The organism is Roseovarius salis (genome assembly GCF_044472985.1).
GTDB classification, from domain to species: Bacteria; Pseudomonadota; Alphaproteobacteria; order Rhodobacterales; family Rhodobacteraceae; genus Roseovarius; species Roseovarius salis.
The window spans coordinates 16,657-27,887 of record NZ_JBISDG010000029.1; the positions used below are offsets into that span (position 1 = coordinate 16,657).

At 65.8% G+C, this 11,231-nt stretch carries 12 protein-coding genes; 7 read left to right on the plus strand and 5 right to left on the minus strand.

The window, feature by feature from the left end; all coding sequences use genetic code 11:
* Nucleotides 1-85: 85 nt before the first annotated feature.
* Nucleotides 86-904: a sulfotransferase family 2 domain-containing protein gene (locus ACH13J_RS12700; RefSeq protein ID WP_397543709.1), complete on the minus strand. Its 819-nt coding sequence runs from the start codon at nucleotides 902-904 to the stop codon at nucleotides 86-88.
* Between the two features lie 145 nt (nucleotides 905-1,049).
* On the opposite strand from ACH13J_RS12700, the gene ACH13J_RS12705 reads away from it, so the two are divergent.
* The 3 genes from ACH13J_RS12705 to ACH13J_RS12715 all read left to right on the plus strand — a co-directional run bounded on the left by ACH13J_RS12705 (nucleotide 1,050) and on the right by ACH13J_RS12715 (nucleotide 3,903).
* Nucleotides 1,050-2,627 (plus strand): DUF5928 domain-containing protein, encoded by a 1,578-nt coding sequence (locus ACH13J_RS12705; protein ID WP_397543710.1) that lies wholly within the window; start codon nucleotides 1,050-1,052, stop codon nucleotides 2,625-2,627.
* An 11-nt stretch (nucleotides 2,628-2,638) separates the two neighbouring features.
* Complete coding sequence (locus tag ACH13J_RS12710; RefSeq protein WP_397543711.1) at nucleotides 2,639-3,019, plus strand: HIT domain-containing protein; 381 nt, start codon at nucleotides 2,639-2,641, stop codon at nucleotides 3,017-3,019.
* Nucleotides 3,020-3,126: 107 nt separating this feature from the next.
* The gene (locus ACH13J_RS12715; protein WP_397543712.1) at nucleotides 3,127-3,903 is read left to right on the plus strand and encodes an ion transporter; all 777 of its coding nucleotides are present in this window, start codon (nucleotides 3,127-3,129) and stop codon (nucleotides 3,901-3,903) included.
* A 22-nt stretch (nucleotides 3,904-3,925) separates the two neighbouring features.
* Here ACH13J_RS12715 and ACH13J_RS12720 read toward each other — a convergent pair whose 3' ends face one another.
* A complete protein-coding gene (locus ACH13J_RS12720; protein WP_397543735.1) occupies nucleotides 3,926-4,855 on the minus strand; it encodes an ATP-binding cassette domain-containing protein in 930 nt (309 codons plus the stop codon).
* Between the two features lie 75 nt (nucleotides 4,856-4,930).
* Here ACH13J_RS12720 and ACH13J_RS12725 point away from each other — a divergent pair, with 75 nt between their 5' ends.
* The 3 genes from ACH13J_RS12725 (at nucleotide 4,931) to polA (ending at nucleotide 8,552) form a co-directional block, all read left to right on the plus strand.
* The gene (locus tag ACH13J_RS12725; RefSeq protein ID WP_397543713.1) at nucleotides 4,931-5,110 is read left to right on the plus strand and encodes a zinc-finger domain-containing protein; all 180 of its coding nucleotides are present in this window, start codon (nucleotides 4,931-4,933) and stop codon (nucleotides 5,108-5,110) included.
* 189 nt (nucleotides 5,111-5,299) lie between these two features.
* The gene (locus ACH13J_RS12730; protein WP_397543714.1) at nucleotides 5,300-5,674 is read left to right on the plus strand and encodes a diacylglycerol kinase; all 375 of its coding nucleotides are present in this window, start codon (nucleotides 5,300-5,302) and stop codon (nucleotides 5,672-5,674) included.
* A gap of 82 nt (nucleotides 5,675-5,756) precedes the next feature.
* Nucleotides 5,757-8,552 (plus strand): DNA polymerase I, encoded by a 2,796-nt coding sequence (gene polA, locus ACH13J_RS12735; RefSeq protein WP_397543715.1) that lies wholly within the window; start codon nucleotides 5,757-5,759, stop codon nucleotides 8,550-8,552.
* Between the two features lie 67 nt (nucleotides 8,553-8,619).
* Here polA and ACH13J_RS12740 read toward each other — a convergent pair whose 3' ends face one another.
* Nucleotides 8,620-9,201, minus strand: a complete 582-nt coding sequence (locus ACH13J_RS12740; protein WP_397543716.1) for an EF-hand domain-containing protein — start codon at nucleotides 9,199-9,201, stop codon at nucleotides 8,620-8,622.
* 273 nt (nucleotides 9,202-9,474) lie between these two features.
* Here ACH13J_RS12740 and ACH13J_RS12745 point away from each other — a divergent pair, with 273 nt between their 5' ends.
* Nucleotides 9,475-9,888 carry a universal stress protein gene (locus tag ACH13J_RS12745; protein WP_397543717.1) on the plus strand — a complete coding sequence of 138 codons (414 nt, stop codon included), beginning with the start codon at nucleotides 9,475-9,477 and terminating at the stop codon, nucleotides 9,886-9,888.
* A 33-nt stretch (nucleotides 9,889-9,921) separates the two neighbouring features.
* On the opposite strand, the gene ACH13J_RS12750 is transcribed toward ACH13J_RS12745, so the two are convergent.
* Nucleotides 9,922-10,617 (minus strand): SDR family NAD(P)-dependent oxidoreductase, encoded by a 696-nt coding sequence (locus tag ACH13J_RS12750; protein ID WP_397543718.1) that lies wholly within the window; start codon nucleotides 10,615-10,617, stop codon nucleotides 9,922-9,924.
* A gap of 3 nt (nucleotides 10,618-10,620) precedes the next feature.
* A complete protein-coding gene (locus tag ACH13J_RS12755) occupies nucleotides 10,621-11,202 on the minus strand; it encodes a DUF1285 domain-containing protein (protein ID WP_397543719.1) in 582 nt (193 codons plus the stop codon).
* Nucleotides 11,203-11,231 lie beyond the last annotated feature (29 nt).

Here is an 11,231-nt window from a genome sequence, read left to right on the forward strand (position 1 = left end):
TCTTCTTGGTGGAAATACCCGGGGTGAATTGGCCGCAGGCCAAGAGGGTCGGCGCCCCTCCACCGCGTGACCCGATTTCTGCCCGTCATTCGCCCAGCTTGACATGCACTTCCTCGAGGTCGATCTCGCCTACCGGCATCTTGTTCGAGGGATCCTCGAAGTCGTATTTGAACAACTCGAAGTCCTGCTTGTAGATCTCGTAGACGAGGTGCATCGACAGGTCGTCGAAGTAGTCCTCGACGGGATGCGCCCGGCCCGGCCCGTGGCCCTGGCTCTCGTTGAAGCGCGGGATGGCGGCCATGTCCACCGGCTGCGGCGTCTCGATCGCGCCAAAGACATCGGCCATGCCCTCGTTGAAACGCTCGGTCCAGATGATCCGGTCATAGGTGCCGCCGTTGGCGATGAAGGTCGACACATGGCCGGACACGGCAGACCAGTGGATATCCGGGTCCATCGGGCGGCGCCACCTGATCGTGTCCCGCGCGAACAGCAGGAACCGGCGAAAGCTGCGTATCTGGTCGAACGGTTCGCTGCCGTCCTCGCCGCCCACCTCGACGCCGTATTTCTGGACCAGCATCGGCACCAGCTTGCCGCGGTAGCGCCGGCCGTTTCGCTGGATGCCGCAGATCTTGTCGAAGAAGCTGGACAGGATGCGCGTGTAGGGATTGCGCACGCAGGTGAAAGCGAAGGAGCGGTGCGTGGTGACGTTGTCGCGGATCAGCGGCTGGCTGTCCTCGCGCGCCCATTTGTGCAGGCCCGTCGTGGCATCGTGGATATCTCCGTCGAAGAATTCCCCGTGGTCGGAATAGTACATGATCTGCCCGATGGTCGAACAGGCGCATTTCGGCACCACGCGATAGACGACGCTCTCGCTCTCGGTCATCCACGTGCCCGGAAATCCCATCGCACTGCCTCCACCTCGTTTCTGCGCCCGGCCTCGGGGTCTCTTTAGATAACCGCATAAATGCCGCGAAGAAAGAATGTTTATTCACGGCGGCTTAGGGACTATCATGCCGACCATAAGGGCAGCGGGGCAGATCGGTCGGGCAATGGCGAGAATCGCGTTCATCTTGTTGTGCCACAAGAACCCGGAGGCGATCATCCGGCAGGCGGAAATGCTCACCGCCATGGGCGACTACATGGCAATCCATTTCGATGCCCGCTCCAGCCACGTCCATTACCGGATGATCCGCGCGGCGCTGGCGGACAACCCCAACGTCACCTTCGCGCGCCGGCGGGTCAAGTGCGGGTGGGGCGAGTGGTCGCTTGTGCAGGCCACGCTCAACGCCACCGAGGCGGCAATGGTCGCCTTTCCGCGCGCCACGCATTTCTACATGCTCTCGGGCGACTGCATGGCGATCAAGTCGGCCGCCTACGCGCACGACTTCCTCGACAGCGACGACGCGGATTACATCGAAAGCTTCGATTTTTTCGAAAGCGACTGGATCAAGACCGGGATCAAGCGCGACCGGCTGATCTATCGCCACTACTTCAACGAGCGCACACAGAAACGGCTGTTCTACGCTTCCTACAACCTTCAGAAACGTCTGCGGCTGTCGCGCCGCATCCCGGACGACCTGCAGATCCAGATCGGCAGCCAGTGGTGGTGCCTGCGCCGGCGGACGGTCGAGTGGATTCTCGACTTCACCCGCAAGCGGCGCGACGTGATGCGCTTTTTCACGACCACATGGATCCCGGACGAGACGTTTTTCCAGACGCTGGTGCGCCATCTCGTGCCCGAAAGGGAAATCCGCACCCGCACGCTCACATTCCTGATGTTCACCGATTACGGCATGCCGGTGACCTTCTACAACGACCACTATGACCTGCTGCTGTCGCAGGACGCGCTCTTTGCCCGCAAGATCAGCCCGGAGGCGACCGAGCTGAAGCAGCGGCTCGGCTCGCTCTATGCCGATGACAGCGCGACGTTCCAGATCTCCGACGAGGGGCGCAACCTCTACAGGTTCCTCAGCGGCCGCGGGCGGATCGGGCGGCGCTTTACCAGCCGTTTCTGGGAAACCGAGAGCACGCTCGGGCGCCAGCGCGAACTGATGATCGTTGTCTGCAAGAAGTGGCACGTGGCCAAGCGGTTCCTGGCCTTCACCCGCCAGGCGGTGAACGTGCCGGCGATCGAGTACCTATTCAACGAAGAGCACACGCCCCTGCCCGATCTCGGCGGGATCGAGACGACGCTGGACAAGCGCACGCGTCACCGCCGCGCGCTGGTGCGGATGCTGTTCGACTATTTCGACACCGACCGGCTGATATTCTGCGTCGATCCGTCGGCGCTCGACCTGATGCAGGATTTCGCCGGCGACCGCTCCACCACGCGGCTGCTTGAGATCCAGTGCACCTTCACCGACGACTACCTCATCGGCCACGCCAAGCGCGTCGGTCTCGCCGGCGAGCAGACCCCGCCGGAGACACTGGAACGGCTCCTGCCCACCATCCGGGGCGAGATCACCTTCGAAAGCGACCGCATCCGTGACGCTGAATTCGAGCATCACGACGTCGTCCACGAATGGAATTCCCCGGAGGAGAACGCGCCCCGCATCGCCAGCTTCCTTGATATCCCGCGCGAGAAGGCGCTAGACATCGCCCGGACACCCCGGCTTTTCGCAGATTAGGGCCCGATCAAATGCCATACGAATACGACGACCAGAACATTTTCGCCAAGATCCTGCGCGGCGAGATCCCCAACGACACCGTGCTGGAAACGGAACACACGCTGGCCTTCAACGACATCCAGCCGCAGGCGCCCGTGCACGTGCTGGTGATCCCCAAGGGCCGGTACGTGAGCCACGACCATTTCGCGGCCGAGGCCTCGGATGCGGAGATCCTCGATTTCACGCGCACCACGGCCGCGGTATGCCGCCAGACCGGCGTTTCCCCCGGCGAGGGCGGCGGCGGTTTCCGCACCATCTCCAACGCCGGCGGGAACGGCGTGCAGGAGGTGCCGCACTACCACGTTCACATCCTCGGGGGCCGCCCCCTCGGCCGGATGCTGGACAAGGGCTGAGCGATGGCAGTCGCGCCCACCGCCGCCGGGGAACGCGCGGGCCTTGCCGCCCGGCCGGCCGCCCCCCATATCCCCCCAAGCCTTGAAGCATCGCGGAATTCCACCCCATGACCTTGCGCGCCCGCGCCGGCGATATCGTTGACCGGACGCTGTTCCAGAACTTCATCCTCGGCGTGATCCTGTTCAACGCCGTCATACTGGGGCTGGAAACCTCGGGCACGGCGATGGAGCGCGCCGGTCCGCTCATCATCGCGCTGGACACCGCGTGCCTGTCGGTCTTCGTTGTCGAGATCGCGCTCAAGCTCTTTGCCCGGGGCCCCGCCTTCTTTCGCTCGGGCTGGAACATCTTCGACTTCGTGATCGTGGGGATTTCGCTGGTACCCGCCGGGCAGGGCGTGTCGGTGCTGCGGGCGCTGCGTATCCTGCGCCTGCTGCGCGTGCTGTCGGTCACGCCGTCGCTGCGCCGGGTGGTCGAGGGGCTGATGAACGCGCTGCCGGGGATGGGCTCCGTCTTCCTTTTGATGGGGATCATTTTCTACATCGGCTCGGTCATGGCGACCAAGCTGTTCGGCGCGGCCTTTCCCGACTGGTTCGGCACCATCGGGCGGTCGGCCTATTCGCTGTTCCAGATCATGACGCTTGAGTCCTGGTCGATGGGGATCGTCCGGCCGGTGATGGAAACCTACCCTCATGCCTGGGCGTTCTTTGTGCCCTTCATACTGGTGACGACCTTCGCGGTGGTAAACCTCGTCGTCGGCCTCATCGTCAACTCGATGCAGGACGCCCACCACGAGGAGGACGCCGAGAAAACCGATACTTACCGGGATGACGTGCTGACCCGGCTCGACCGGATCGAGGCGCTCCTGAACAGGCGCGACCCGTAGGCCCCGCAGAGGGCGGCGCGACCTACCGCGCCTGCGTGAGTTCCAGGAAGACGTCCTCCAGATCCGCCTGCTCGGTCCGCACGTCGAGGATGCGGATGCCCGCCGCGCGCACCGCCTCCAGCACGCGCTCGGCCGGGGTGCGCCCGGCCTGGTAGGTGATGGCAATCGTGCCGTCGGCGCGCGCCTCCACCTCCAGCCCCTCGCCGGAGGGCAGCACGGACACCGGCGCGTCGGGCCTGATCACCATCGTCTTGGCGTCCAGCCGGTCCAGCAGCGCGGCGGTGGTGTCGCGGGCGACCAGCTCGCCGTGGTTGATGATCCCGATCTCGTCGCACATCTCCTCGGCCTCTTCCAGGTAATGCGTGGTCAGGATGATGGTCATCCCCTCGTCGTTGAGCCGGCGCACGTTGTCCCACAGCATCTTGCGCAGCTCGATGTCCACGCCGGCGGTGGGCTCGTCCAGCACGAGGATATGCGGATGATGCACCAGCGCCTTGGCCAGCAGCAGCCGCCGCCGCATCCCCCCGCTGAGCGTGCGCGCATAGGCGTTGGCCTTGTCCTCCAGCCCGACAAGGCGCAGGATCTCGTCGGTGCGGCGCTGCGATTTCGGCACACCGTAGAGCCCTGCCTGCACCTCCAGCGCGGCGCGCGGCGCGAAGAACGCGTCGAGGTTCAGCTCCTGCGGCATCACGCCGATTGCCGCGCGGCTCTGCCGCGGGTTCACGTCCTGGTCGAACCCCCAGATCGTCACCTTGCCCGATGTCTTGACCACCAGCCCGGCAAGAATGTTGATCAGCGTCGACTTGCCCGCGCCATTGGGCCCCAGCAGCCCGAAGACGCAGCCGGCGGGAATGTCCAGGTCGATGCCCCGCAGCGCGTGCTTCTCGGGGGCGCCCTTGCGCCCCTTGTAGGTTTTCGTCAGCCCCCGGATCTCTACCGCGTTTCCGCCCATGGACGCCCTTGCCCCCGCTTCAGTCATGGCACATATTCGGTCCTATTAGACCCATGCGGAAAAGGAAACGCCCAGATGGTGACACAGGCCCCCGAAACCCGGATCGTCGACAGCTACCGTGTCGCGTGCGACGGTGGCGAGGGCGCGCTCGGCCATCCCCGCGTCTGGCTCCAGATCCCGCACGAGACCGGCTGGGTCGAATGCCCGTATTGCGATGCCAAGCTCATCCACCGCGATTTCGAGGGCAAGGTCTGATCCAGCGGTGCGCCCTTGCGGGCGCGCATTTCTCCTCGCCGTCGCCCGCCGGGCGCCGTCTCGGGCAGGGAGATAGCTGCATGGCCTGGTGCGCTGCACCGGCGGGACGCCCGGCAGAGCCGCCGGCCACCGGGTATTTGGACCAAGAAGAAGCGATGACGACGGCGCGCTGGCGAGCGGGGGCGCGGAATGGGTAACGGCGACCTGACAGGGCTGGCGCGGCTCGCGGCGGCCTTTCGCAACTCCATGGCCGGGCTGCGCGCCATCTGGCGCGGGGAAGAGGCGTTTCGCCTCGAATGCGGCGTGTTCGTGCTGTGCGTTCCGGCGGCGCTGTGGCTGGGCGGGGACATGTTCACCACGGCGCTCTTGATCGGCTCGGTGCTGCTGGTGCTGGTGGTGGAGGTGCTCAACAGCGCGATCGAGGCGGCGATCGACCGCATCGGGAAGGAGCGTCACGAGCTGTCGCGGCTGGCCAAGGATCTCGGCTCGCTTGCCGTGCTGCTCGCGGCAATGGTGCCCGCGCTTTTGTGGCTGGCCGCGCTCTACCGCAAACTCGCCGGCTGACGCGGACAACTGGGCACTGGCCCCGCGATGCGGGCCGTGGCATATCGGTGCCGGCACATCACATCATCGCGGGAGCGCGCGCATGACATTCGGCAAAGGCTGTCACCTGCATCTCATCGACGGCTCGTCTTTCATATTCCGCGCCTACCATGCGCTGCCGCCGCTCACCCGCAAGTCCGACGGGCTGCCGATCGGGGCGGTGGCGGGTTTCTGCAACATGCTGTTCCGCTACGTCTCGGACGATCACGGGCCGGACGCGCCAACCCATGTCGCCGTGATCTTCGACAAGGGCAGCCACACCTTCCGCAACGATCTCTACGCGGAGTACAAGGCCAACCGCGAGGAGATGCCGCAGGATCTGCGCCCGCAGATCCCGCTGACGCGCGAGGCCACGCGCGCCTTCAACATCGCCTGCCACGAGATCGAGGGGTTCGAGGCCGACGACATCATCGCCACCCTCAGCCGCCAGGCGCGCGAGGCCGGAGGGCGGGTGACGATCATAAGCTCGGACAAGGACTTGATGCAGCTGGTCGGCGGCGGGGTCGAGATGCTGGACGCGATGAAGAACCGCCGCATCGACGTGGATGGCGTGCGCGAGAAATTCGGCGTCGACCCCGAGCGCGTGGTCGACGTGCAGGCGCTGGCGGGTGACAGCATCGACAACATTCCCGGCGCGCCGGGAATCGGGATCAAGACCGCGGCGCTGCTCATAAACGAGTACGGCGATCTTGAAACCCTGCTCGAGCAGGCCGAGCACATCAAGCAGCCCAAGCGCCGCCAGACCCTGATGGACAAGCGCGAACAGATCGAGATGTCCAAGCGGCTGGTGCAGCTGGACACCCACATGCCGCTCGATTTCACGCTGGACGAGCTGGAGATCCGCGACCCCGAGCCGGGGCCGCTCCTGGACTTCCTGGCACAGATGGAGTTCCGCACGCTGAGCAGGCGCATCGCCCAGGCGCTCGGGGTGGAGCCGCCCGTGATACCCGAACCTCAGGCCGATGCGGCCCCCGAGGCAGGCGCGCCGGGCTGGCCCGCCATCGACCCGGACCGCTACGAGCGGGTTTCGGACATGGCCGCGCTGAGGGGCTGGATCGACGCGATCAACGCGCGCGGCCATGTCGCGATCGATACCGAGACGACCTCGCTCGACGAGATGCGGGCGGAGCTGGTGGGGTTGTGCCTGTCGGTGGCGCCCGGCGCGGCATGCTACATCCCGCTGAGGCACCGCGGCGGCTCGGGCGACCTGTTCGGCGCCGACACGCTGGTCGAGGGGCAGCTCGACCGGGACACCGTTTTGGCGGAACTCAAGCCCGTGCTGGAGGACGACGCGATCCTCAAGATCGGGCAGAACATGAAATACGACGCAAAGATCCTTGCCGGCCACGGCATCCGCGTGGCGCCGATCGACGACACGATGCTGATGTCCTACGCGCTGCATGCCGGCCTGCACGGCCATGCCATGGACACGCTGAGCGAACGCTACCTGGGGCATGAACCGATCCCGATCAAGACATTGCTGGGAAGCGGCAAGCAGGCGATCACTTTCGACCGGGTGGATATCGACGAGGCGGTGAAATACGCCGCCGAGGACGCCGACATCACCCTGCGGCTTTGGCACCTGTTCAAGCCCCGCCTGCCGGCCGAGCGTGTCACGACCGTCTACGAGACGCTGGAGCGCCCGCTCGCCCCCGTGCTGGCGGAGATGGAGCGGACCGGCGTCAAGGTGGACCGCGACACGCTCTCGCGCATGTCCGCGGCCTTCGCGCAGAAGATGGCGGCGCTGGAGTCCGAGATCCACGAGATGGCGGGCGAGGAATTCAATGTCGGCAGCCCCAAGCAGCTTGGCGAAATCCTGTTCGACAAGCTGGGATACGAGGGAGGCAAGAAGGGCAAGACCGGCGCCTACGCCACCGGCGCCGACGTGCTGGAGGATCTGGCCACCATGCACGATCTGCCCGCCCGGGTGCTCGACTGGCGGCAGGTGAGCAAGCTCAAATCCACCTATACCGACGCGCTGCAGGACCACATCCACCCCGGTACGGGGCGCGTGCACACCTCCTATGTCCAGACCGGGGCGGCGACGGGGCGGCTCTCGTCCACCGACCCGAACCTGCAGAATATCCCCATCCGCACCGAGGAAGGGCGGCGCATCCGCGAGGCCTTCGTGGCCGAGGAGGGCAACGTGCTGCTGTCGCTCGACTATTCCCAGATCGAGTTGCGCATCCTTGCCCACGTCGCCGATATCCCCGCGCTCAAGACTGCGTTTGCCGACGGGCTCGACATCCACGCCATGACCGCCAGCGAGATGTTCGACGTGCCGCTGGAGGAGATGACGCCCGAAACCCGCCGGCGCGCCAAGGCGATCAATTTCGGGGTGATCTACGGCATTTCGGGCTATGGCCTGTCGCGCCAGCTCAGGATACCGCGGTCAGAAGCGCAGGGCTTTATCGACCGCTATTTCGAGCGGTTCCCCGGCATCAAGACCTACATGGATGACACCGTCGCCTTCGCCAAGGAGCACGGGCATGTTCGGACGCTCTTTGGACGCAAGATCCACACCCCCGAGATCTCGGCCAAGGGGCCGCGGGCCGGCTTCGCCCGCCGTGCGGCCATCAACGCCCCGATCCAGGGGACGGCGGCCGACGTCATCCGCCGCGCCATGATCCGCATGCCCGATGCGATCGCGGACCTGCCCGCGAAAATGTTGCTGCAGGTGCACGACGAACTGCTGTTCGAGGTCGCGGACGGCGCGGCCGGAGAGGTGACGGACGCCGCCCGCGCGGTGATGGAGGCCGCGGCGAAACCGGCCGTCCAGCTTGACGTGCCTCTCGTGGTCGAGGCCGGACAGGGCGCCAACTGGGCCGAGGCGCATTGACGCCAACTGTAAGGGATACGTGCCAGCCCACGAGGCAATCGCCCGGCGCAAGGCCGGGCGATCTGGGTTAGTCAGAGTCGGTTTCGTCGCCCCAGTCATTTGCGGGGCCCATGCGATGACCGCTCCCCGGCCGATGCTGCATCCTGCCCATTCCGGACCGCATATTCCGCATGCGCTCCATCCGCTCGGCCGGCGCGGCCATTTCCTCGCTGGTGATGGTGCCGTCGCCATCCGCGTCCAGATGCTGGAACCGGTCCACCATCGTCTCGCGAATCATGGCGCTGTGCAGGGCCTCGAACTCGGAAATGGACAGGGTGCCATCCCCGTCCTGATCGTATTCGGCCAGTTTGGCCTGCATCTGCTCGCGCATCTCCGGCGGTGTCACGCGGCCATCGCCGTCGGAATCGAGCATCCGCATCATGGCGCCACCCATCATGCCTCGGCCCATGCTGTCACCGTGCATTTGGTGCATCATCTGCATCATTCCTGACATGTCGTGCATCATGTCCGGCCCCATCTCTTGCCGCATCATGCCCCAGCTGTCGGACTTCGCATGCATGCCGTGGCCCTGATGGCTGCCGGCGTGGGCGGTCCCTCCCAGCGCGGTCGCAACGACGAGCGGGAAAACGAATGCGAGTCGTTCTGACATGGTCATCTCCTTTCCTTGTGTGACGAATCCCAATGTAGGAATTTCAGGATGATCTCGCATGATGGTGCGCGGATTTCCTCTTGATATCGCGCACCTGTCGGCCCAGCCCCATGCGCAACCGTGTCCGCAGGACATGGTTGATCCGCGGCAGACAGCGCTTGCCCATTGCCCGGCGGCGCATTGCGCATTCCGCCCGCAGCGGTCGCAGACGGACTCCCCCCGCTCCGCGAATCCGTTAGGGTGGCCCGACCCAACCCCAAGCGCGGACATTCAATGCCCCGACAAACCAAGATCATCCTCTGCCCGATCAACCTCCGCCACGTGCAGGTGGAATACAATGCCTACACCGAGGCCGTGGAAATGGCCCGGAAGCGGGATGCGAAGCTCATCGTCGCCACCGTCGCGCCCGAGTTCGAGCGCAACCTGAACATCAGGGACTCGGAGACTTACTGGCGCGAGCAGCTACAAAATTTCCTCAAGGCGCACCCCGCGGATGGCGTCGAGGTGGAGACCATCGTGCGAAAGGGCGCGGTCCACCGCCAGATCGTCAAGCTGGCCGACGAGCGCAACATCGACCTCATCGTGATGGAGGCCGCCAACCCCCGCGTGCAGGACTATCTGCTGGGAACCACGGCCAGCCACGTTGTCACGCATGCCGAATGTTCGGTCTACGTGGTGCGCAACTGAGCCGAACGCCGGCCCCGCAACCGGCACCGAGAGTCAGAACCGCTCCACCCACGGCCTGAGCGTCAGCTCGTGCGACCACGCCGAGCGGTCCTGCCGGACGAGGTCGAGATAGGCCCGCGCGATGGCATCGGGGTCGAGCATGCTGTCGGGTTTGTCGGCGGGCTCCTCCCGGCCGGGGTTGCGGATCGCACCGTCGATGTTGATCCACGCCACGTGGATGCCCTGGGGGTGCAGCTCGCGGGCCATGCTCTCGGCCAGCCCGCGTTGCGCGAACTTGCCCATGGCGAAGGGCGCGGAAAGCGGGAAGCCCTTTACCCCGGCCGAGGCGCCCGTGAACAGGATCGTGCCCCGCACCCCGTCCGCGGGGCCGTCGGCCAGCATCCGCTTCGCCGCCGCCTGCCCGGTCAGGAACGCGCCGTGGGCCGTGACTTCCACCGCCCGCCGCACCTCTTCGGGATCCAGATCCGCCAGAGGGCCGCGCACCCGCGCGGACGGGTTGTAGATTGCCACGGCCGGGGCGCGGTCCAGCCCGTCGAACAACGCGGCGACGCCGCCGGGGTCGGTCGCGTCAAGCGTCTCGGTCCGTGCACCGGTTTCCGATTCCAGGGGGGCGAGCTTGGCACGATCACGCGCCGCCAGCACGAGGTCGTGGCCCTCTGACGCGAAACGCCGCGCCAGCGCAGCCGACAGCCCGGACCCGACGCCAACGATCACGGCAAGTGGTTTCATGGCCTAGGCCTCCGTCATCTCTTCGGACGGGATGATGGCGAAGAATTCTCCGTCAGACCACAGCCCGAACCAGCCGTCGTGATGACTGCCGTGGTCCACCAGACGGTAGAAGCTCTTGCGGTCGATCAGGGCCTCGAGCCCGGCGCGGATATGGACATACGGCGACGGCTCGCCCGTCGTTTCGTCGCGCTCAACGCGAATCGGGTTGTCCGGCCCGGCCACCACGCGGTCGCCCACATTGGTATCAAAGATCAGCATCTGCTCGCGCCCCTCGCCCTCGACCTCGACGTCGACGGCGACGAACGGGGCGTCTTCGACCGTGATCCCGACCTTCTCGGCGGGTGTCACGAGGTAATACCGGTCGCCTTCCTTGCGCAGGATCGTCGAGAAAAGCCCGACAAGACCCGGCCGCTCGATCCGGGAGCCCTGATAATACCACGTCCCGTCGCGGGCGATGTGCATGTCGATGTCGCCGGTGAAATCCGGCGTCCACTCCTGCACGGGTGGCAGCCCCTTTCCCTGCGCCTTCTTGGCTGCCTCGGCGAGGCTCCGGGCTGACGGTGTCGTGACCATTTCCTTGCTCATTGCTTTTGCCATTTGCGCGCTGCGCGATA

What these genes read in the sequence shown, in the direction of transcription:
- ACH13J_RS12715 (WP_397543712.1), top strand. Translation starts at nt 3,127, where the DNA reads ATGACCTTGCGCGCCCGCGCCGGCGATATCGTTGACCGGACGCTGTTC.
- ACH13J_RS12755 (WP_397543719.1), bottom strand. Translation starts at nt 11,202, where the DNA reads ATGAGCAAGGAAATGGTCACGACACCGTCAGCCCGGAGCCTCGCCGAG.
- ACH13J_RS12740 (WP_397543716.1), bottom strand. Translation starts at nt 9,201, where the DNA reads ATGTCAGAACGACTCGCATTCGTTTTCCCGCTCGTCGTTGCGACCGCG.
- polA (WP_397543715.1), top strand. Translation starts at nt 5,757, where the DNA reads ATGACATTCGGCAAAGGCTGTCACCTGCATCTCATCGACGGCTCGTCT.
- ACH13J_RS12725 (WP_397543713.1), top strand. Translation starts at nt 4,931, where the DNA reads ATGGTGACACAGGCCCCCGAAACCCGGATCGTCGACAGCTACCGTGTC.
- ACH13J_RS12710 (WP_397543711.1), top strand. Translation starts at nt 2,639, where the DNA reads ATGCCATACGAATACGACGACCAGAACATTTTCGCCAAGATCCTGCGC.
- ACH13J_RS12750 (WP_397543718.1), bottom strand. Translation starts at nt 10,617, where the DNA reads ATGAAACCACTTGCCGTGATCGTTGGCGTCGGGTCCGGGCTGTCGGCT.
- ACH13J_RS12705 (WP_397543710.1), top strand. Translation starts at nt 1,050, where the DNA reads ATGGCGAGAATCGCGTTCATCTTGTTGTGCCACAAGAACCCGGAGGCG.
- ACH13J_RS12745 (WP_397543717.1), top strand. Translation starts at nt 9,475, where the DNA reads ATGCCCCGACAAACCAAGATCATCCTCTGCCCGATCAACCTCCGCCAC.
- ACH13J_RS12730 (WP_397543714.1), top strand. Translation starts at nt 5,300, where the DNA reads ATGGGTAACGGCGACCTGACAGGGCTGGCGCGGCTCGCGGCGGCCTTT.
- ACH13J_RS12720 (WP_397543735.1), bottom strand. Translation starts at nt 4,855, where the DNA reads ATGGGCGGAAACGCGGTAGAGATCCGGGGGCTGACGAAAACCTACAAG.
- ACH13J_RS12700 (WP_397543709.1), bottom strand. Translation starts at nt 904, where the DNA reads ATGGGATTTCCGGGCACGTGGATGACCGAGAGCGAGAGCGTCGTCTAT.